The sequence below is a fragment of the Pseudomonas sp. C6002 genome (genome assembly GCF_013385805.1).
Lineage (GTDB): Bacteria > Pseudomonadota > Gammaproteobacteria > Pseudomonadales > Pseudomonadaceae > Aquipseudomonas.
The window spans coordinates 1-20,396 of the sequence record NZ_JACAPH010000017.1; the positions used below are offsets into that span (position 1 = coordinate 1).

The 20,396-nt window shown below is 60.4% G+C and carries 16 protein-coding genes; 10 read left to right on the top strand and 6 right to left on the bottom strand.

Annotated features, from left to right (window positions below; translation table 11 throughout):
• Window positions 1-400: 400 nt before the first annotated feature.
• From HX817_RS10365 to HX817_RS10375, 3 genes are read left to right on the top strand one after another with little or no spacing between them, the layout of a single operon-like run.
• Window positions 401-1,840 carry a cytochrome ubiquinol oxidase subunit I gene (locus tag HX817_RS10365; protein WP_008432808.1) on the top strand — a complete coding sequence of 480 codons (1,440 nt, stop codon included), beginning with the start codon at window positions 401-403 and terminating at the stop codon, window positions 1,838-1,840.
• A 3-nt stretch (window positions 1,841-1,843) separates the two neighbouring features.
• Complete coding sequence (gene cydB, locus HX817_RS10370; protein WP_008432810.1) at window positions 1,844-2,851, top strand: cytochrome d ubiquinol oxidase subunit II; 1,008 nt, start codon at window positions 1,844-1,846, stop codon at window positions 2,849-2,851.
• Window positions 2,852-2,863: 12 nt separating this feature from the next.
• Window positions 2,864-3,031, top strand: coding sequence for a DUF2474 domain-containing protein (locus tag HX817_RS10375; protein WP_003215809.1), 168 nt, complete (start codon window positions 2,864-2,866; stop codon window positions 3,029-3,031).
• A gap of 41 nt (window positions 3,032-3,072) precedes the next feature.
• Here the strand turns inward: HX817_RS10375 and HX817_RS10380 are convergent, their stop codons facing one another.
• The gene (locus HX817_RS10380) at window positions 3,073-4,197 is read right to left on the bottom strand and encodes a methyltransferase (RefSeq protein ID WP_177040195.1); all 1,125 of its coding nucleotides are present in this window, start codon (window positions 4,195-4,197) and stop codon (window positions 3,073-3,075) included.
• A 128-nt stretch (window positions 4,198-4,325) separates the two neighbouring features.
• Window positions 4,326-5,036 carry a LuxR family transcriptional regulator gene (locus tag HX817_RS10385; protein WP_003215813.1) on the bottom strand — a complete coding sequence of 237 codons (711 nt, stop codon included), beginning with the start codon at window positions 5,034-5,036 and terminating at the stop codon, window positions 4,326-4,328.
• A gap of 405 nt (window positions 5,037-5,441) precedes the next feature.
• On the opposite strand from HX817_RS10385, the gene HX817_RS10390 reads away from it, so the two are divergent.
• Entirely contained in the window at window positions 5,442-6,218 is a 777-nt protein-coding gene (locus tag HX817_RS10390) for a ferredoxin--NADP reductase (protein WP_177040196.1), read from the top strand.
• Window positions 6,219-6,258: 40 nt separating this feature from the next.
• Here the strand turns inward: HX817_RS10390 and mscL are convergent, their stop codons facing one another.
• Entirely contained in the window at window positions 6,259-6,675 is a 417-nt protein-coding gene (gene mscL, locus HX817_RS10395) for a large-conductance mechanosensitive channel protein MscL (protein ID WP_087695253.1), read from the bottom strand.
• A 286-nt stretch (window positions 6,676-6,961) separates the two neighbouring features.
• Here mscL and katB point away from each other — a divergent pair, with 286 nt between their 5' ends.
• The 3 genes from katB (at window position 6,962) to radA (ending at window position 10,551) form a co-directional block, all read left to right on the top strand.
• Window positions 6,962-8,503, top strand: a complete 1,542-nt coding sequence (gene katB, locus HX817_RS10400) for a catalase KatB (RefSeq protein WP_177040197.1) — start codon at window positions 6,962-6,964, stop codon at window positions 8,501-8,503.
• Window positions 8,504-8,608: 105 nt separating this feature from the next.
• Entirely contained in the window at window positions 8,609-9,148 is a 540-nt protein-coding gene (locus HX817_RS10405) for an ankyrin repeat domain-containing protein (protein WP_008432819.1), read from the top strand.
• 35 nt (window positions 9,149-9,183) lie between these two features.
• The gene (gene radA, locus HX817_RS10410; protein ID WP_003215821.1) at window positions 9,184-10,551 is read left to right on the top strand and encodes a DNA repair protein RadA; all 1,368 of its coding nucleotides are present in this window, start codon (window positions 9,184-9,186) and stop codon (window positions 10,549-10,551) included.
• A gap of 115 nt (window positions 10,552-10,666) precedes the next feature.
• Here radA and HX817_RS10415 read toward each other — a convergent pair whose 3' ends face one another.
• Complete coding sequence (locus HX817_RS10415) at window positions 10,667-11,035, bottom strand: PilZ domain-containing protein (RefSeq protein ID WP_177040198.1); 369 nt, start codon at window positions 11,033-11,035, stop codon at window positions 10,667-10,669.
• 172 nt (window positions 11,036-11,207) lie between these two features.
• On the opposite strand from HX817_RS10415, the gene HX817_RS10420 reads away from it, so the two are divergent.
• From HX817_RS10420 to yjiA, 3 genes are all read left to right on the top strand, one after another.
• Complete coding sequence (locus tag HX817_RS10420; RefSeq protein ID WP_003215826.1) at window positions 11,208-13,274, top strand: carbon starvation CstA family protein; 2,067 nt, start codon at window positions 11,208-11,210, stop codon at window positions 13,272-13,274.
• 15 nt (window positions 13,275-13,289) lie between these two features.
• Window positions 13,290-13,487, top strand: coding sequence for a YbdD/YjiX family protein (locus HX817_RS10425; RefSeq protein WP_003176208.1), 198 nt, complete (start codon window positions 13,290-13,292; stop codon window positions 13,485-13,487).
• Window positions 13,488-13,634: 147 nt separating this feature from the next.
• Window positions 13,635-14,594 carry a GTPase gene (gene yjiA, locus HX817_RS10430; RefSeq protein ID WP_177040199.1) on the top strand — a complete coding sequence of 320 codons (960 nt, stop codon included), beginning with the start codon at window positions 13,635-13,637 and terminating at the stop codon, window positions 14,592-14,594.
• Window positions 14,595-14,791: 197 nt separating this feature from the next.
• On the opposite strand, the gene glyA is transcribed toward yjiA, so the two are convergent.
• Together glyA and HX817_RS10440 are read right to left on the bottom strand one after the other, a co-directional pair.
• Window positions 14,792-16,045, bottom strand: a complete 1,254-nt coding sequence (glyA, locus tag HX817_RS10435; protein ID WP_003215829.1) for a serine hydroxymethyltransferase — start codon at window positions 16,043-16,045, stop codon at window positions 14,792-14,794.
• Window positions 16,046-16,286: 241 nt separating this feature from the next.
• Window positions 16,287-20,138, bottom strand: coding sequence for a bifunctional diguanylate cyclase/phosphodiesterase (locus tag HX817_RS10440; protein ID WP_023659180.1), 3,852 nt, complete (start codon window positions 20,136-20,138; stop codon window positions 16,287-16,289).
• Window positions 20,139-20,396 lie beyond the last annotated feature (258 nt).

Here is a 20,396-nt window from a genome sequence, read left to right on the forward strand (position 1 = left end):
GAGGTGCCGAGTGGTGGGGCAAGAGCGTTTTGCTTACTTTTGCGCTGTTCAAAAGTGAGCCGCTGTAAGAGCGGAACCAATACCAGCCATCACCCAAATAACGGATATACACCCAAAACACGCCCAATCTCACCAAAGACAACACCCAGTGACCACTGAGGCAACCTGTCACGCGGCAAAAGACCACGCCTTGCTCTCGCGAAAATGGGACTACTCTTTCAGCAATGCTTGATCCAGATCAAAACCTTTGCCGGGATTGCTCTGGCGGCCGCAAGGCCAGAATCCCTGCGTGGTTGGTTATAAAAAGAAACGAATTTGAATTCGCCACACTCCATATCCGTGGGGGCAGTGGGTGCAGGCCTCCAGCCAGCATTCGGTATTACCTGACAGAGGAAGACTTATGTTCGGTTTGGAGGCGCTAGATCTCGCCCGAATTCAATTCGCGTTCACCATCTCATTCCATATCCTGTTCCCGGCCATCACCATCGGCCTGGCCAGTTACCTTGCGGTGCTGGAAGGCCTGTGGCTCAAGACCCACAACGACACCTACCGTGACCTCTACCATTTCTGGTCGAAGATCTTTGCCGTCAACTTCGGCATGGGCGTGGTCTCCGGCCTGGTCATGGCCTATCAGTTCGGCACCAACTGGAGCCGCTTCTCGGACTTCGCCGGTGCCGTCACCGGGCCGTTGCTGACTTATGAGGTGCTCACGGCGTTCTTCCTCGAAGCCGGCTTCCTTGGGGTCATGCTGTTCGGCTGGAACAAGGTCGGACGCAAGCTGCACTTCTTTGCCACGGTGATGGTGGCCGTCGGCACGCTGATCTCGACTTTCTGGATTCTTGCCTCCAACAGCTGGATGCAGACGCCACAGGGCTTTGAAATCATTGATGGCCGGGTGATTCCAACCGACTGGCTGGCCGTGATCTTCAACCCGTCGTTCCCCTACCGCCTGATGCACATGGCCACGGCCGCGTTCGTCGCTACCGCGTTCTTCGTCGGCTCCTCGGCGGCCTGGCACTTGCTGCGCGGCAAGGACAACCCGGCGATCCGCACCATGCTGTCGATGGCAATGTGGATGGCGCTGATCGTTGCACCGATCCAGGCGGTCATCGGTGACTTCCACGGCCTGAATACCCTCAAGCATCAGCCGGCGAAGATCGCCGCGATTGAAGGCCACTGGGAAAATATCGGCAACGAGCCCACGCCGCTGATCCTGTTCGGCTGGCCGGACATGAAGGCTGAAAAAACCAAGTTCGCAGTAGAAATTCCGTACCTGGGCAGCCTGATCCTGACCCACTCCCTGGACAAGCAGGTGCCGGCCCTCAAGGAGTTTCCGCCTGAGGACCGTCCCAACTCGACCATCGTGTTCTGGTCGTTCCGGGTCATGGTGGGCCTGGGCTTCCTGATGATCTTCACCGGCCTGTTCAGCCTCTGGCTGCGCCGTGGCGACAAAATGTACACATCCAAGCCGTTCCTGTACCTGGCGCTGTGGATGGGCCCGTCCGGCCTGATCGCGATTCTCGCCGGCTGGTTCACCACCGAGATCGGCCGTCAGCCGTGGGTGGTCTACGGGCTGATGCGCACGGCAGACGCTTCGTCCAACCACAGTTTTGCGCAGATGAGCATTACGTTGGTGTTGTTTGTGGTGGTGTACTTCGCGCTGTTCGGCGCGGGCCTGGGCTACATGATGCGCCTGGTGCGCAAAGGGCCTGTGACCCACGAAAGCACCGAGCCCACCCACGGTGGCCCTGGGCAGAAACGCACACCGGCGCGTCCGTTGTCGGCGGCTGATGACAGTGCCGATGCCGATCACGGCGACACCTTGAACAAGGGGAACTGAGCCATGGGTATTGATCTTCCGCTGATCTGGGCCGTGATCATCATCTTCGGCATCATGATGTACGTGGTCATGGATGGCTTCGACCTGGGGATCGGCATTCTCTTCCCTTTCATCCCGGGCAAGACCGACCGTGACGTGATGATGAACACCGTCGCCCCCGTGTGGGACGGCAACGAAACCTGGCTGGTACTCGGCGGCGCGGCGTTGTTTGGCGCGTTCCCGCTGGCCTATTCGGTGGTGCTCTCGGCGCTGTACCTGCCACTGATGCTGATGCTGATCGGGCTGATCTTTCGCGGCGTGGCGTTTGAGTTCCGCTTCAAGGCCAAGGACGACAAGCGTCACCTGTGGGACAAGGCCTTCATCGGCGGCTCGCTGGCAGCGACGTTCTTCCAGGGCGTGGCGCTGGGGGCGTTCATTGATGGCATCCCGGTGGTCGACCGGCAGTTTGCCGGTGGCTCCCTGGACTGGCTGACGCCGTTCACGATGTTCTGCGGCGTGGCCCTGATCGTGGCGTATGCGCTGCTGGGCTGCACCTGGCTGATCATGAAGACCGAAGGCAGCTTGCAGGAGAAGATGCACAACCTGGCCCGGCCCCTGGCCTTCGTGGTGCTGGCGGTGATCGGTATCGTCAGCCTCTGGACGCCGCTGGCCCACCCGGAAATCGCCTCGCGCTGGTTCACCCTGCCGAACCTGTTCTGGTTCCTGCCGGTGCCGATCCTGGTGTTGGTGACCATGTACGGCCTGATTCGCGCCGTGGCCCGCAATGCGCACTACACGCCGTTTCTGCTGACACTGGTGCTGATCTTCCTTGGCTACAGTGGCTTGGGGATCAGCCTGTGGCCGAACATCATCCCGCCGTCAGTTTCGATCTGGGACGCCGCCGCACCGCCGCAAAGCCAGGGCTTCATGCTGGTGGGCACCTTGTTCATCATTCCGTTCATCCTGGGCTACACCTTCTGGAGCTACTACGTGTTCCGCGGCAAGGTCACCCACGAAGACGGTTATCACTAGGAGGATTGACTCATGTCCGGCAAACCTTCGTTGCACGACATCGAACAGGCCGAGAAAAAGCCGCTCTGGCAGCGCCTGGGCTGGCTGGCGATGATCTGGACCGGCAGCGTCCTGGCCCTGTTCGTGGTGGCCAGCCTGATGCGCATGTTCATGAATGCCGCGGGCCTGACCACCCACTGACATCCCGTTGTAACTATTGCCCTCCTTTATGGAGGGCTTTTTTATTTGCGCGCCTTGAGGACCACGAACTTCGGCGTGGTCGCCACTTGCTCGACGCCACGGAACAACCGCGCCAACTTGGTGTGATAACCCAAGTGACGGTTGCCGACGATGTACAGGGCGCCGCCCACCACCAACGCTTCCCGCGCTTGCTGGAACATGCGCCAGGCGAGGAAGTCTCCCACCACTTGCTGCTGGTGGAACGGCGGGTTGCACAGCACCACATCCAGTGACTGCGCTTCCTGATCGGCCAGGCCGTCGCCGGGGCGAATCAGCACGTCACGTTCGCCCAGCGCCGCACGCCAGTTCTCGGCCGCCGATTGCACCGCCATATAAGACTCGTCGACCAGCGTGTACTGCGCCTCGGGGTTTTGCAGCGCGCTGGCAATCGCCAGGACGCCATTACCGCAACCCAGGTCGGCTACGCGGGCGCCGCCCAGGTTTTGTGGCAGGTGCGGCAGGAAGGCCCGGGTGCCGATATCCAGGCCTTCGCGGCAGAACACGTTGGCGTGGTTGAGCAGTTCGATGGCCGGGGTTTCCAGGCTGTAGCGCGTAGGGTAGGGCGATACGGCGTGTGGCCGATCGGCCAGGGTGGCGATCAGCAATCGGGCCTTTTTTACCGCCAGTGAGGCGTGCATCGGGCCGACATAGCGCTCCAGCAGTTCGCCGGCAGCCCGTGGCAGGTGCTTGACCATCGCCCCGGCAATCACTTCGGCGCCGGGTGCCAGTTGGCCTTGCAGGCGAATCAATTGTTCTTCGAGCAGGGCCAGAGTTTTCGGCACGCGGATCAGTACGCGGTCGAACGGCCCGGCAGGTGTCTGGCTGGCGGGCAGGAACGTTACCGCGTCGAAAGCCTTGCCGTTGCGCGCCAGGTTTTTCTCCAGGCCCAGGGCGCCGAGGAACGAGTCACCACTGGAGGTGACCTGCACATGCCCTTCGAGGCTGGCCGCCAGCGCGCCGAAACTGTCGTTGAGCACGAGTACGCGGGTCGCCGTCGTCAGCTGTTGTTCCGCCAGGTAGCTGAGCAAATACTCATCGGCTGCGTCAAACGCTTGCAGCGGGTCGTTGTGCTGTTCTGGCTGACGGATCAGGTCGAGTTGGGCGAAGGGGCTGTCGAGCAGGGGCATGGCGGGTGAGACTCTGGGTAAGCGAACCATCGGGGTGAGCGGCGACGCGAGGCGCATCAGGGGCTCGCGTCATCACCCGGAACTGGCCGCAAATGTTACGTTTTTTTCCCCTGGATTACATGCGGTGTTTAAAACAACCCGCATTTGACTGCCGTGATCACTGCGGCAATCTTGTTACTGACCCCCAGTTTCTTCATCGCACTGCTGATATGGAAGCCGACCGTGCGTTCGGACAGGCACAGGATGGTGGCGATGTCCGAGGCGGTCTTGCCCAAGGCCGACCATTGCAGGATTTCGGTTTCCCGCGGGGTCAATTTGCTGGGCGCTTGCGGGCTGGGATTGTCTGCGTATTTTTTGGCCACCACCGCGTGCATGGCGTGGCAAATCCAGAGCACTTGCCCGGCTTTTTCATAGAGTTCTTCAGGGCCCACTGGGCCGGTGGCACGCCCCAGGCTCAACATGCTGAAAACACCCTGGAAGTCATGAACCGATTGGGTCCATCCGAAATTCAGTCCGTTGGACTGGGCATGGGCCCATAAGTCCGGTACCGAAGAAAAGGTTTTCTCGTCCCATACGATCGGTAGAACCGAGCGTTTGCAATGCGCAACCACAGGGTCGAGATCAAAGTAGTGCTCTTGTCTGTACAGCGTATTCCATTCATTGGAATAGTTGTTGAGGTTGATAGTTTTCGTTTGGTTGTTGGGTAGATGGGAACTAAGGGTGAATGCGCAGTATTGGAAGCCAAGCTCGTAGGTAAGGTTGAGGGCAGCTTCGTACATACTGGTTATTTCGCTTTCCCCTTCGAGTTTGGGCAGGCGAGTGTTGTGCCAGTTGACCATCGGTAACTCTCCATGCGAACGGTTTTTACATGGGGTACTTCCAAGGCCCCCGGTTACAACGTGAAAAAATAGTGTAGGACAACGGCTACAGCTCGGAATAAAAATTTGGTTATGTTCAAGCGGGCGTTAGGCCAATAACATTTGTACAACCTGGCTACGGTGTACAGGTTTCAGGCGTTCGATAAGATTTTTTTCCATTAGTTTTAAGAACTTGCTCTAAATGCGCCTTGTTAGTATTTAGTTACACTCCCTCATCTAATGGCTTGTTGGAAGGCGACTAATAGCCAAATATTTAGTACCGCCCAGCGGTTGCCACAATGGGCAGCGGCAATGCCAGCACAAACCATCGGTGTTTCCAGGCGGCGCTTTGGGGGACACTAGGGGCCTCTGCAAATGGAGTTTCCCATGACGGCCAGTGCTGAAAAATACACCCGCCAGACCCTGCTCGACGTGAAATCGCTGACTCCCAGCCTGTTTACCCTGCGTACTACCCGAGACCCGGGCTTTCGCTTTTGCGCCGGGCAATTCGTGCGCCTGGGGGTGACCAAGGCCGATGGCAGCATTGTGTGGCGTGCTTATTCGGTGGTGTCCTCGCCCTTTGACGAGCACCTGGATTTCTTCTCTATCGTCGTGCCGGGTGGCGAGTTCACCAGTGAGCTGAGCCGCCTGCGCGAGGGCGATACCCTGCTGGTGGAACGTCAGGCCACGGGCTTTCTGACCCTGGACCGGTTTGTGGATGGTCGTGATCTGTGGCTGTTGGGCACCGGGACCGGTATTGCGCCGTTTCTCTCGATCCTGCAGGACTTCGAAGTGTGGGAGAAATTCGAGCGGATTATCCTCGTCTATAGTGCCCGCGAAGCAAGGGAGTTGGCTTACCAGTCGTTGATCCATGAACTGGGCGAACGTGAGTACCTGGCAGAATACGCCCACAAGCTCACCTACATTCCCATTGTCACCCGCGAGCAACATCCGGGCGCGCTGAACGGTCGGATTACCACCTTGATCGAGAACGGTGAATTGGAACGCGCCGCCGGTGTGGAGCTGACCCCCGAGCATTCCAGGGTGATGATTTGCGGTAACCCGCAGATGATCGACGACACGCGTCAGTTGCTGAAACAGCGCGACATGCAACTGAGCCTGACCCGCCGTCCGGGGCAGGTCGCGGTAGAAAACTACTGGTAAAACAAAGGCGCCCTGCAGGCGCCTTTACTTTTTGCCGAGCTTACTCGGGCCTGCTGTTCTGTGCCTTGAGCAGATCGCGGATCTCCCCCAGCAGCACTTCTTCCTTGGTCGGGACCGGCGGCAGGCTAGGTGCCACGGCCTCTTCACGCTTCAGGCGGTTGATGGCCTTCACGCCCATGAAGATCGCAAACGCAACGATCACAAAGTCGATCACGCTCTGGATGAACTTGCCGTACGCCAGTACGACGGCCGGCGCATCGCCCTGGGCGGCTTTAAGCGTTACGGCCAGGTCGCCGAAGTCGACACCCCCGATCAACAGGCCGATAGGTGGCATCACCACGTCGCCTACAAAGGATGAAACAATTTTGCCGAAGGCGGCGCCGATGATAATACCGACCGCCATGTCGACCACATTACCTTTGACCGCGAAGGCCTTGAACTCACTTAACACGCCCATAGGTTATTCCTTGTTACAGATGAGGAGGTAGAAGCCAGTGTAAGACAGTGTGGCGAGGCTTGCTCGACACAACTGCTAACAGTGTCCGTTTTTATCGACACATTAAATCGCAAATAGTTTGCAAAGTGCCACCAATCGCGCGCGGAATACCCGCTATTTCAGTGGGTTACCACACTATTTTCTTTATCGGGGTGGTACGGCTTTTCTATTTATCTTCTGACTCGCGGGTCACTAGCCTCTGGCAAGCACAACTCAATGTGCACTAAAAAAACCAGAGGATACCTCGATGAAAAACCCTATTAGCCGCGGGCCTATTTCTGCGCGACAGGTGCTGTTTGCAGTGAGCGCCAGTCTTCTTTCGCTGTCCGTACACGCCGCCAACCTCACGCGCGATAATGGCGCGGCGGTCGGTGACAATCAAAACTCGCAAACCGCCGGTGCGAATGGCCCGGTCCTGTTGCAAGACGTGCAACTGATCCAGAAGTTGCAGCGCTTTGATCGCGAGCGTATTCCGGAGCGCGTTGTGCACGCCCGTGGCACCGGCGCTCACGGTACTTTCACCGTCACCGATAACCTCAGCGACCTGACCAAGGCCAAGGTGTTTGCCGCCGGCGAAGCCACGCCGGTATTTGTGCGCTTCTCTGCGGTCGTTCACGGCAACCATTCGCCGGAAACCCTGCGTGACCCGCGCGGCTTCGCCACCAAGTTCTACACCGCCGAAGGTAATTGGGACCTGGTCGGTAATAACTTCCCGACATTCTTTATTCGCGATGCGATCAAGTTTCCGGACATGGTTCACGCCTTTAAACCCGATCCGCGCACTAACCTGGACGATGATTCCCGTCGCTTTGACTTCTTCTCCCATGTTCCGGAGTCCACTCGTACGTTGACCGAGTTGTACTCGGACTCCGGTACTCCAGCCAGTTACCGGGAAATGGACGGTAACGGTGTACATGCCTACAAGTTGATTAACGCCAAGGGCGAAGTGCACTACGTCAAGTTCCATTGGAAGAGCCTGCAAGGCATCAAGAACCTCGATCCCAAACAAGTGGTTGAAGTCCAGGGCCGCGATTACAGCCATATGACCAATGACTTGGTCACGCACATTAACAAGGGCGATTTCCCCAAGTGGGACTTGTATGTGCAAGTGCTAAAACCTGAGGACTTGGCCAAGTTTGATTTCGACCCGCTGGACGCTACCAAGATCTGGCCAAACGTACCGGAGCGCAAAGTCGGGCAGATGGTGCTGAACCGCAACCCGGCCAACGTCTTCCAGGAAACCGAGCAAGTCGCCATGGCGCCGGCCAACCTGGTGCCGGGCATCGAGCCGTCGGAAGACCGCCTGCTGCAAGGCCGGGTGTTCTCCTATGCCGATACGCAAATGTACCGCCTGGGGCCAAACGCCCTGCAACTGCCGATCAACGCACCCCGGGTGACCGTCAACAACGGTAACCAGGACGGCGCGATGAATTTCGGCAAGACCACCACTGGCGTGAACTACCAGCCAAGCCGCCTGCTGCCACGGGAAGAGCCGCAAACCGCGCGGTACAGCCAGTCGGCCCTGTCGGGCAGTACCCAGCAAGCGAAGATCCAGCGTGAGCAGAACTTCAAGCAAGCCGGCGACCTGTACCGCTCGTTCAACAAGAAAGAGCGTCAGGACTTGATCGACAACTTCGGCGGCTCCCTGGCCACCACCGATGACGAGAGCAAGCACATCATCCTGTCGTTCCTCTACAAGGCGGATCCGGAGTACGGCACTGGCGTGACCAAAGTGGCCAAGGGCGACCTGGCCCGCGTCAAAGCACTGGCCGAAAAGCTGACCGACTAACCGCCCACGCTCCCTGTAGGAGCCGGCTTGCCGGCGATAGCGCCCACAAGTACGCCATCGCCGGCAAGCCGGCTCCTACAGGTGGCACATCACTGAGAATTTGCCATGCGAATCTTTATAGGCGCTGTCCTTGCGTGTTTGTCGTTCAGCGTATTGGCCGAACAAGCTGACCCGGCCGCGCTTAAGGCACAACTGCAGGATTACTACTTCGACGCCGCCCGCCGTGGCGACGTGGAAATGCTCAACACCTTCATCGAATCCGGCTATTCGCTGAACACCCAGGATGAAAAAGGCTACACGGCGCTGATTCTCGCCGCCTATCACGGTGAAAGTGCCTACGTGGACCGATTGCTCGCCGCCGGCGCCGATGCCTGCGTGCAGGACAAACGCGGCAACACCGCCTTGATGGGCGCGATCTTCAAGGGTGAGCTGAAAATCGCCCAGCGCCTGCTCGCCACCGACTGCAACCCCGACCAGCGCAACGGCGCCGGACAAACGGCGGCCATGTATGCCGGGCTGTTCAAGCGCGTGGAACTGCTGGATGAACTGAAAGCCAAGGGCGCCGATCTGAATGCCGAAGACCCGATCGGTAACAGCGCTTCACGTTTGGCCAGCGGTGAAATCCGTACCCCGGCGCCGCGCTGAGCTATCATCGCGGTTTTTCGGTTGGAGGTTCTCAAATGGCAAAGGCCAAGCGCATGTATGGCTGCACGGAGTGCGGCGCGACCTTTCCCAAGTGGGCCGGCCAGTGCACGGAATGCGGTGCGTGGAACACCCTGACCGAAACAATGATCGAGAGCGGCGGTGCCGTGGCCCCCAGTGGCCGTTCCGGCTGGACCGGGCAACAAACCCAGATCAAGACCCTGGCCGAAGTCAGCGTCGAAGAAATCCCGCGTTTCTCCACCGCTTCCGGTGAACTGGACCGGGTGCTGGGCGGCGGCCTGGTGGATGGTTCGGTGGTACTGATCGGCGGTGACCCGGGCATCGGTAAATCCACGATCCTGCTGCAAACCCTGTGCAGCATCGCCAGCCGCATGCCGGCGTTGTATGTCACCGGCGAAGAATCCCAGCAGCAGGTGGCCATGCGTGCGCGCCGCCTGGGCTTGCCTCAGGACCAACTGCGGGTGATGACCGAAACCTGCATCGAAAGCATCATCGCCACCGCGCGCCTGGAAAAGCCCAAGGTGATGGTGATCGACTCGATCCAGACGATTTTCACCGAACAACTGCAATCGGCACCGGGTGGCGTGTCCCAGGTGCGGGAAAGTGCCGCGCTGCTGGTGCGCTATGCGAAACAGAGCGGCACGGCGATTTTCCTGGTGGGCCACGTGACGAAAGAAGGCGCACTGGCCGGCCCGCGGGTGCTGGAACACATGGTCGACACCGTGCTGTATTTCGAAGGCGAGTCCGACGGGCGGTTGCGTTTGTTGCGGGCGGTGAAGAACCGTTTTGGCGCGGTCAACGAGTTGGGTGTGTTCGCCATGACTGACCGGGGCTTGAAAGAAGTCTCCAACCCGTCAGCGATTTTTCTTACCCGCGCCCAGGAAGAAGTCCCGGGCAGTGTGGTGATGGCAACGTGGGAAGGCACCCGACCGATGCTGGTGGAAGTCCAGGCGCTGGTGGACGACAGCCACTTGGCCAACCCGCGTCGTGTCACCCTGGGCCTGGACCAGAACCGGCTGGCGATGTTGCTGGCGGTATTGCACCGCCACGGCGGCATTCCCACCCATGACCAGGACGTGTTCCTCAACGTGGTGGGCGGGGTCAAGGTGCTGGAAACCGCGTCTGACCTGGCGTTGATGGCGGCGGTGATGTCCAGCCTGCGCAACCGGCCGTTGCCCCATGACTTGCTGGTGTTTGGCGAAGTGGGCCTGTCGGGTGAAGTGCGCCCGGTGCCCAGCGGCCAGGAGCGCCTGAAGGAAGCGGCCAAGCATGGCTTCAAGCGCGCCATCGTGCCCAAGGGCAATGCGCCGAAAGAAATGCCACCGGGGCTGCAAGTGATCGGGGTAACGCGCCTGGAGCAGGCGTTGGATGCCCTGTTCGAATAGTCGCCAGCCACACATCCCCCTTGTGGGAGCCGGGCTTGCCCGCGATGGCGGTGTATCAGCTGATTGATATGCAAACTGACACACCGCCATCACAGGCAAGCCAGCTCCCACATGCTCAGATCTCCAGCAAGGCGGCGAATTCCCGCTCTAGCTCTGCCTGATCACCGAGGTTCAGCTCGATTATCCGCCGCAGGTGGCTGATGGAGTCGAGGTCGATGTGTTCGCACACAAAGCCGAGCTGCCCATGATCGTCGTGGGTCAGCCGCACCTGCATCTTCACGTCGGTCTCGGCGTCGAGATGAATGTCCACATCGAACGATTCGTAGCGATGGCCGTGCCATTCTTGCGGCCGTTGCACCAGCAAGCCCTTGAGCGACAAATCTACCAATTGCACCGGCCAGACACGGCCGTCTTGCGTGAGCTCGGTCCTGGCGTCGAAGGCAATGCGTCGGAAACGGCGTCGGTCTGAAGGCTGTTCGCTCATGGTGAAACCCTCTGTGGATAAAGGAATTGTAGCCGTGCGCCATCATGGGGCGGTTTTTCTGCTTTTTTTGCCCCGGCAAGGCTCTAGACCAACGTAGGGGGGTGGCCTTTAAGGCCAGTAGCGCTAAACTCGGGATGGCTGTCTTTCTGTCCACCCTGGCTGGAATATAAAAATGAAAAATAATAATAGCCTGCTACGCCATCTACCCTGGCTGCTGCTGGCAATCGTAGGAGCGTGCGCCCTGGGCGTAGTGGCCTTGCGCCGCGGCGAGGCGATCAACGCCTTGTGGATCGTGGTCGCAGCAGTGGCCATTTATCTGGTTGCTTACCGTTACTACAGTCTGTTCATCGCTAACCATGTGATGCAGCTCGATCCACTGCGGGCTACCCCCGCTGTGCTGAACAACGACGGTCTGGACTATGTGCCGACCAACAAACACATCCTTTTTGGTCACCACTTCGCAGCAATCGCCGGCGCAGGGCCTTTGGTCGGCCCGGTACTGGCTGCGCAGATGGGCTACCTGCCCGGCACGTTGTGGCTGATCGCCGGCGTGGTGCTGGCCGGGGCGGTGCAGGACTTCATGGTCCTGTTCCTGTCCACTCGTCGCAACGGCCGTTCCCTGGGGGACATGGTCCGCGAAGAAATGGGCCGTGTGCCCGGGACCATCGCGCTGTTCGGCTGCTTCCTGATCATGATCATCATCCTCGCGGTGCTGGCGCTGATCGTGGTCAAGGCCCTGGCCGAAAGCCCGTGGGGCATCTTCACGGTGATGGCAACCATCCCGATCGCGATGTTCATGGGCATCTACATGCGCTACATCCGCCCGGGCCGCATCGGTGAAATCTCGATTGTCGGCGTGCTGTTGCTGCTGGGTTCGATCTGGCTGGGCGGGCAGATTGCCGCTGACCCGGTGTGGGCCAAGGCCTTCAGCTTCACCGGCATCCAGATCACCTGGATGCTGGTGGGTTATGGCTTCGTGGCTGCCGTGTTGCCGGTGTGGCTGATCCTCGCACCACGGGACTACCTGTCTACGTTCCTGAAAATCGGCACCATCATCGCCCTGGCGATTGGCATCCTGGTGACCATGCCCGACCTGAAAATGCCGGCGCTGACCCAGTTCATCGATGGCACCGGCCCGGTGTGGAAGGGCGGCCTGTTCCCGTTCCTGTTCATCACCATCGCCTGTGGCGCGGTCTCGGGTTTCCACGCACTGATCTCCTCGGGCACCACGCCCAAGTTGCTGGCCAGTGAAGGGCACGCCCGTTACATCGGCTACGGCGGCATGTTGATGGAGTCGTTCGTGGCCATCATGGCGATGGTTGCCGCTTCGGTGATCGAGCCAGGGGTGTACTTCGCCATGAACAGCCCGGCCGCGATTGTCGGCGGTGACGTGGTGGCTGTGGCGCAAACCGTCAGCAGCTGGGGTTTTGCAATTACCCCGGAAGCGTTGCAGGCGGTGGCCCATGACATTGGTGAGTCCACCATCCTGGCCCGTGCCGGTGGTGCGCCAACCCTGGCGGTCGGTATCGCGCAGATCCTGCACAGCGTCCTGCCGGGTGAAAACACCATGGCGTTCTGGTACCACTTTGCGATCCTGTTCGAAGCGCTGTTCATCCTGACTGCGGTCGACGCCGGTACCCGTGCCGGTCGCTTCATGCTGCAGGATTTGCTCGGCTCCTTCGTGCCGGCGCTCAAGCGTACCGAGTCCTGGACGGCCAACCTGATCGCCACCGCAGGTTGCGTGGCGATGTGGGGTTACCTGCTGTACCAGGGCGTGATCGACCCACTGGGCGGCATCAACACCTTGTGGCCGCTGTTCGGTATCTCCAACCAGATGCTGGCCGGTATCGCGCTGATGCTCGCCACGGTTGTGCTGATCAAAATGAAACGCCAGCGCTACATCTGGGTGACCATGCTGCCAGCCGTATGGCTGCTGATCTGCACCGTGACCGCAGGCTTCATCAAGCTGTTCGACGCCAACCCGGCGATCGGCTTCCTGTCGCTGGCCAAGAAATACAGCGATGCCCTGGCCGGTGGCCAGATCCTCGCACCGGCCAAGAGCATCGACCAGATGCAACACGTGATCTGGAACGCCTACACCAACGCAACGCTGACGGCGCTGTTCCTGTTCGTGGTCTTCAGCATCCTGTTCTATGCGCTCAAGGTCGGCATTGCTGCCTGGGGCAAAAAGGAACGTACGGATAAAGAAGCGCCATACCAGGCCATCCCGGACGCTTGATAGAGGATTGCAATCATGTTCAATGACATCAGTCGCCTCGGTAAATACCTCGGTCAGGCCGCGCGCCTGATGGTCGGCATGCCCGACTACGACACCTACGTCGAGCATATGCAAACCAAACACCCGGACAAACCGATGATGGACTACAAGGCGTTCTTCCGGGAACGCCAGGAAGCCCGTTACGGCGGCAAGGGTGGGCCCAAGTGCTGCTAGCCCGGTAGTTCGGGCTGCGGTGATCCCTTGTGGGAGCGGGCTTGCTCGCGAAGGCGGTCTTTCAGTGATGCATGTGCTGACTGACACGCCGCTTTCGCGAGCAAGCCCGCTCCCACATTTGTTTTGTGTTTCTTCAAGGAGAATTCTTTGTCCTCTCCCATTCCCGTCACCGTCCTCAGCGGCTTCCTCGGCGCTGGCAAGACCACCTTGTTGCGTCACCTGCTCAAGGCCGAGCACGGCTTGAAAATCGCCGTGATCGAAAATGAATTCAGCGACGCCGGTATCGACACCCAATTGCTGGGCAGCGAGCCGGTGCAAGTCATGACCCTGTCCAATGGCTGTGTGTGTTGCACCATCCACACTGACCTGACCAAGGCCCTGTACCTGTTGCTGGAGCGCCTGGACAGCGGCGAGATCGCGTTCGACCGCCTGGTGATCGAGTGCACCGGCCTGGCCGACCCGGCCCCCGTGGCCCAGACCTTTTTCATCGATGAAGAACTGCGCGAGCGCTACATCCTCGACGGTATCATCGCCCTGGTGGACGCGGCCCACGCCGAGCACCACCTGACCCAGACCATCGCCCAGGCGCAGATCGGGTTTGCCGACCGCCTGCTGGTGAGCAAGCGCGACCTGGTGGACGATGCCACCTTCGACGCCCTCAGCGAGCGCCTGACTCGTATCAACCGCCGGGCGCCGATTCGTGTGGTGGAACACGGCAAGATCGACCTCGCCGAACTGCTGGATGTGCGCGGCTTCAACCTCAACGCTGGCATGAGCCTGCGCCCGGTGAGCCAGGCGCCGTCCATCGACCGTATTTCCAGCCTGGTGCTGCGCACTGACCAGCCGCTGGATATCGACAAACTCAGCGAGTTCATGAACGAGCTGCTGGAAGACCACGGCAAGCAATTGCTGCGCTACAAAGGCGTGCTGAACATTGCCGGGGAAGACCGGCGCATGGTGTTCCAGGGCGTGCTGAAGCTCTACGGGTTCGATTGGGACACCGAATGGGCCGAAGGCGAAGCGCGGGAAAGTGTGATTGTGTTTATTGCTGACGAGTTGCCGGAAGAGAAGATTCGCGAAGGCTTTGCGCGGGTTTACCAATCCTGACTTGAAACGCAGTCAAAATGTGGGAGCGGGCTTGCTCGCGAAAGCGGTGTATCAGTCAGCCCATGCATCAACTGACACGGCGCTTTCGCGAGCAAGCCCGCTCCCACATTTGATGTCATTTCAAATTGAGAAAGCAGCGTTTTCAGGCATAAAAAAGCCCGGCTCTTGAGCCGGGCTTTTTGTTCAAGCTACTGCAATCAAGCGCCGTATACCGGCAGCTTCTTGCAGATGGCCTTGACCTTCTCACGAACAGAATCAATCACTGCTTCGTTGTTCAGGTCAGCCAGGATGTCGCAGATCCAGCCAGCCAGTTCCTTGCACTCTGCTTCCTTGAAGCCACGAGTGGTCACAGCCGGGGTGCCGAAGCGCAGGCCGGAGGTGACGAACGGCGAACGTGGGTCGTTCGGTACCGAGTTCTTGTTCACGGTGATGAAGGCTTTGCCCAGAGCGGCGTCAGCGTCTTTACCGGAGATGTCCTGCTTGATCAGCGACAGCAGGAACAGGTGGTTCTCAGTACCGCCGGACACCACGTCAAAACCGCGCTCGATGAACACGCCGGCCATGGCCTTGGCGTTTTTCACCACTTGCTGCTGGTAGGTCTTGAACTCAGGCTGCAGGGCTTCCTTGAAGCAGATCGCTTTGGCGGCGATCACGTGCTCCAGCGGGCCACCCTGGCCGCCCGGGAATACCGCGGAGTTCAGCTTCTTCTCGATCTCGGCGTTGGCGCGAGCCAGGATCAGGCCGCCACGTGGACCGCGCAGGGTCTTGTGGGTGGTGGTGGTCACGACGTCAGCGAACGGCACCGGGTTCGGGTAGACGCCAGCGGCGACCAGACCGGCCACGTGGGCCATGTCGACGAACAGGTAGGCGCCGACCTTGTCAGCGATTTCGCGGAAGCGTGGGAAATCCAGGATCTGCGAGTAGGCAGAGAAACCGGCCACGATCATTTTTGGCTTGTGCTCAACGGCCAGGCGCTCGACTTCGTCGTAGTCGATCAGGCCGTTGCCGTCGATGCCGTACTGAACGGCGTTGTACAGCTTGCCGGAGGAGGAAACGCTGGCGCCGTGGGTCAGGTGACCGCCGTGGGCCAGGCTCATGCCCAGGATGGTGTCGCCCGCTTGCAGCAGGGCCAGGTACACGGCGCTGTTGGCTTGGGAGCCGGCGTGTGGCTGGACGTTGGCGTAATCGGCGCCGAACAGTTCCTTGGCGCGGTCGATGGCCAGTTGCTCAACGATGTCGACGAACTCGCAACCGCCGTAGTAGCGCTTGCCCGGGTAGCCTTCGGCGTACTTGTTGGTCAGAACCGAACCTTGAGCCTCCATCACGGCGGGGCTGGTGTAGTTTTCCGAAGCGATCAGCTCAATGTGCTCTTCCTGGCGCTGAGCTTCTTGCTCCATGGCGGCAAAGAGATCGGCGTCGTACTTGGCAATAGTCAAATCACGGCTGAACATGGCGGTCCTCAAGGATCGGGGGCAGAAAAGAAGCGCATTCTAACCCAATGGGTTTTAGATGGCATATGAAAGGACATCATGTCGCGGACAAGCGGGGCTCATCTGGGGATAGGTGGTGTTTGTTCGGGCTCCTTCGCGAGCAAGCCCGCTCCCACATTCAATCGGGTTCCTTCAGGTGGAATACGGTCGAATGTGGGAGCGGGCTTGCTCGCGATGAGGCCATCAGCATCACCTGAGGATTTCAATCGAACATAAACAGCGCATCATTGCTGAACTGCGCCTCAAACCGGTTCGCCGGCATCGGTCGCCCGAACAGGTAGCCCTGCACCTCATCGCAACCGTGCTCCCGCAGGAAGTCCAGCTGCTCATGGGTTTCCACACCCTCGGCGATCACCGCCAGGTTCAGGCTGTGGGCCATGGCGATAATCGCCCGGGCAATCTGCGCATCCTGCTCACCCGACGGCAGGCCGTCGACAAAGGTACGGTCGATCTTCAGCACGTCGATGGGGAACTGCTTGAGGTAGTTCAGCGATGAATAACCGGTGCCGAAGTCATCTACCGCAATGCTCAGGCCGAGGTTTTTCAGGCTGGCGAGGATCTGCATCGCTTCGTTGACCTCGCGCATCAGGATACTTTCGGTCAGCTCCAGCTCCAGGCACGCCGGCGGCAGGCCGGTGTCCTTGAGGATGGTGGCGATGCGCTCGCCCAGTTGCCCGTCGGAGAACTGCCGGGCCGAAATGTTGACCGAGACCTTGGGTACCCGCACCTTGTTCTGGTGCCAGGTCTTGAGTTGGCGGCAGGCTTCGCTGATCACCCAGTCACCCACGTCCACCACCAGCCCCAACTCTTCCAACACCGGGATGAAGTCCCCCGGCGGCACCAGCCCGCGACGCGGATGGCGCCAGCGCAGCAGGGCTTCGGCGCCGGTCAAACGTTTGCCGTCGCCGCTGAACTGCGGCTGGTAATACAGCACGAATTCGTTCTGTTCCAGGGCGTGGCGCAGGTCGCTTTCCAGCTCCAGGCGTTCCAGGGCGCTGGCGTTCATGTCGGCCTGGTAGAACTGGAAGTTGTTCTTGCCCCGCTCCTTGGCGTGGTACATCGCCGTGTCGGCGTTTTTCATCAACTGGCTGAGTTCGTTGCCGTCCTGCGGGCTCAGGGCGATGCCGATACTGGCGGTGACGAAGAACTCGCGGCCCTCCAGCACAAACGGCTTCACCAGGCTGGCCAGAATCTGCTCGGCCACGTGAATCGCCCGGTTCAGCGCCATCTCACGGTTGACCCGCGGTTGCAGCAGCAAGGTGAACTCGTCGCCACCCATGCGCGCCACGGTGTCGTCTTCGGCGACGCAGCCCAGCAGGCGGGTGGCCATTTCCTTGAGCATGCGGTCGCCGGCGGCGTGGCCCAGGGAGTCGTTGATCGGCTTGAAGCGGTCTAGGTCGAGGAACATCAACACCACCCACGACTTCTGCCGTTCCGCCGATTGCAGCGCGGTGTGCAGGCGGTCCTGGAACAGCGTGCGGTTGGGCAGGTGGGTCAGGGCGTCGTAGTAGGCCAGGCGATGGATGCGCTGCTCGCTGGCCTTGCGTTCGCTGATGTCGCTGAAGAAGCACACGTAGCTGGCCAGGTCGCCTTCGTCATCGAACACGGCAGTAATTCCGACCCAGGCCGGGTAATGCTCGCCGTTGCGGCGCTTGAGCCACACTTCGCCTTCCCAGGTGCTGTGCTGGTGCAATTGCTTGAGCACGTAGCGCAGGTGGGCTTCCTGCTGTTCGTCGACGGTGAGCATGTTCGGCAACTGGTCGAGCACGTCCGCCACCGCATAACCGCTGACCCGGCTGAACGCCTCGTTGGCCTGCACGATGTAGCCGGCCGGGTCGGTGATCAGGATCGCCGAGGTGGAGTGTTCGAATACCGTGGCCGCCATGCGCAGGTCTTTTTCCGCACGGCGCTGCTGGCTGATATCGCGACCCACGCCAAGGATGCCCTCGAACGCGCCATGTTCGTCCCACACCAGCACCAGGCGCAGTTCGATGGGGATCTTGCGCCCGTCGGCCCGCAGGCAGTCGAACAGGAACAGTTGGGTCTGCACGTCGTTGCGCAAGGCCGCGAGGGATTCGGGTTGGTCCAGGGCGCGGCTGACTTGCTCCACCAGGGAGTAGATACCGGTCAGTTGCTGCGGGTTGGCGATGGTCGATTGCCAGCCGTTTTCGAAGATCCAGTCGACGTCATAGCCCAGCACCGCGTTCACCGAAGGGCTGACGTAGTTGAGGGCCAGCTTGCTGTCGGTGGAGAAGATTACGTCACTGATGCTTTCCGCCAGCATGCGGTAGCGCTGTTCGCTGTCACGCAGGGATTCACTGGCTTCGATCTGGTCGGTGATGTCCTTGGCCACGCCGATGATGCGCGTCACCTGGTCAGTCTTGTCACGGGCCAGGGCCTGTTCGCGGATGTCGAAGCGCCGCCATTGGTTGTTGCGGTGGCGAAAGCGCAACTGGCACTGCAGCTGGCTCAGGTAGCCGGCCTGGCGCTGTTGCAGGCGCAGGTCGTGGTAGCGCTCGGCGTCTTCGGGGTGCAGCAGGATCTCCCAGAAGTACTCGCCCATCTGCTGCAGCTCGGGCTTGTTGTAGCCCAGGGTGTGGCCCAGGTGGTGGTTGCTGAAAATCATCCGCTGGCTGATCACGTCCTGCACATACAGGTGATCGGGCACGGTGCGCACCACGTCCGACCAGAAACTCTCGCGCTCCACCAGTGACAACTCGATCAGCTTGCGGCTGGTGATGTCGCTGATGCTCAGGATCACGGCCTTGAAGTCGTCCTGTTGTTCCGGCAGGCGCATCACCAGCCACAGGTATTGGTCGTTGCCTTCGATATCGCTGAGCTGGATTTCCAGTTCAAGCTGCTTCTGCTGGGTCAGCACCGCGTCGATCACCTGGTTGCCGATGGCGGTCGGGCTCGACGGGCAGGCGTCGATCAGGCGTTCCCAGGCCTGCTCGCAAGAGGCAACATTCAGCAAGCGCACCGCCACCTGGTTGACCTCGGTGATGCGCAGTTCCTTGAGCAGTTGCTGGCGCTGTTCCGGGTTGTCTTGCAGCAACTGTTGCAACTGCTCGCGGGTTTGCAGTCGGGCTCTATCGAAGAACGCGCGCAGGCCCGACAGGTCGAGCACGCACAGCGCCACGCCGGTGCCTTCGAAAATATCCTGGTAGCGCCGGCGCCCCTCGTGCACCTGGCGCTGGCGGCGGCGCATGTTCAGCAGCACGATCACCGGGATCAGCGAGAAGGCCAGGCCCAACAGGCATTTGCCGATAAAGGCTGGCAGCAGTTGCTCCAGCACGGCGGCGCGGTCGAACAGGCCGCGCAGTTGCCAGTCGCTCTTGCTCAGGGGCGTGACCAGTACACTTTTGTTCAACTCGTCCGGGGTCAACGCGGTGGCCCATTGGGCCGGCATCCCGCTGTCACGGCTGACCACCCGGTGGTTCAGGCGGTTTTCGATGACCCACATCGGGCGCTGGCCCTGGCCATCCTGGCGGGTCAGGTTGGCCAGGTAATTGGGGGCCAGGCGCAAGGCCCAGTACATCTTGGTGCCGCCGCTGGGCTGGTGCAGCAGCAGGTAGATGACGGTGCCGTCGTTGTTGTTGCTCAGGTAATAGGACTGGGCGTGGCTGCGCTTGACCAGTTCTTCGAGCCAGGCGCTGTCCTGGCTGTCGCTGGCGCTGTCACTGATCATCGCGCCGCTGGGGGCGAGCAGGGCGACGCTGCGCAACTCCGGCAAGGAGCGTTGCAAGGTGCGCATCAGGATTTGTTGCTGTTCGGCGTCCCGCGGCGGTTCGACGATCGGCAGCAGGTTCAGCGCGATCTGCGCACTGAGGGCCATGTTCAGGCTGATCTGTTCGGCCAGGTCGGCGCTGTAGTCGATGGTGTATTGCTGCTGGTTTTTCTGGTTTTGCTGCAACTGGTCCAGCAGTTGCCAGAACAATAACGCGAGCAGCAACAGGACCAGCGTCGCCAATGCGCCCTTCAGGGTTCCGTGCAGGGGCGCTCCCGGCGCTATATGAGCGGCGCGCAGGGGAGTTGGCGGCGTTACGTTGGACAAACTGTGATCCTGCGGTTTGGCTGGACTGGCGCGCGACGTGCACTATAAGCCGGACGCCCGGAGGGCGGCTAGCATGCCTTGTGTTGTGGCAAAGTGCCAGCCCCGCCTGGCTGGACTGCCCACCCGCATTCAGGTAGCTTTGCCGGTTACGCGAGGGCGTTCCAGCCCCAGACAATCAGGCATCTACCGCACGCAGGCATTGATAGACATCAACGGCCCGCGCGGCGCATGGCCTGGCACGGGTTTCGCCCGCTTAAT

What these genes read in the sequence shown, in the direction of transcription:
- HX817_RS10380 (WP_177040195.1), bottom strand. Translation starts at nt 4,197, where the DNA reads ATGCCCCTGCTCGACAGCCCCTTCGCCCAACTCGACCTGATCCGTCAG.
- HX817_RS10385 (WP_003215813.1), bottom strand. Translation starts at nt 5,036, where the DNA reads ATGGTCAACTGGCACAACACTCGCCTGCCCAAACTCGAAGGGGAAAGC.
- HX817_RS10375 (WP_003215809.1), top strand. Translation starts at nt 2,864, where the DNA reads ATGTCCGGCAAACCTTCGTTGCACGACATCGAACAGGCCGAGAAAAAG.
- HX817_RS10420 (WP_003215826.1), top strand. Translation starts at nt 11,208, where the DNA reads ATGAAAAATAATAATAGCCTGCTACGCCATCTACCCTGGCTGCTGCTG.
- HX817_RS10365 (WP_008432808.1), top strand. Translation starts at nt 401, where the DNA reads ATGTTCGGTTTGGAGGCGCTAGATCTCGCCCGAATTCAATTCGCGTTC.
- HX817_RS10425 (WP_003176208.1), top strand. Translation starts at nt 13,290, where the DNA reads ATGTTCAATGACATCAGTCGCCTCGGTAAATACCTCGGTCAGGCCGCG.
- HX817_RS10405 (WP_008432819.1), top strand. Translation starts at nt 8,609, where the DNA reads ATGCGAATCTTTATAGGCGCTGTCCTTGCGTGTTTGTCGTTCAGCGTA.
- HX817_RS10390 (WP_177040196.1), top strand. Translation starts at nt 5,442, where the DNA reads ATGACGGCCAGTGCTGAAAAATACACCCGCCAGACCCTGCTCGACGTG.
- glyA (WP_003215829.1), bottom strand. Translation starts at nt 16,045, where the DNA reads ATGTTCAGCCGTGATTTGACTATTGCCAAGTACGACGCCGATCTCTTT.
- katB (WP_177040197.1), top strand. Translation starts at nt 6,962, where the DNA reads ATGAAAAACCCTATTAGCCGCGGGCCTATTTCTGCGCGACAGGTGCTG.
- cydB (WP_008432810.1), top strand. Translation starts at nt 1,844, where the DNA reads ATGGGTATTGATCTTCCGCTGATCTGGGCCGTGATCATCATCTTCGGC.
- HX817_RS10415 (WP_177040198.1), bottom strand. Translation starts at nt 11,035, where the DNA reads ATGAGCGAACAGCCTTCAGACCGACGCCGTTTCCGACGCATTGCCTTC.
- radA (WP_003215821.1), top strand. Translation starts at nt 9,184, where the DNA reads ATGGCAAAGGCCAAGCGCATGTATGGCTGCACGGAGTGCGGCGCGACC.
- mscL (WP_087695253.1), bottom strand. Translation starts at nt 6,675, where the DNA reads ATGGGCGTGTTAAGTGAGTTCAAGGCCTTCGCGGTCAAAGGTAATGTG.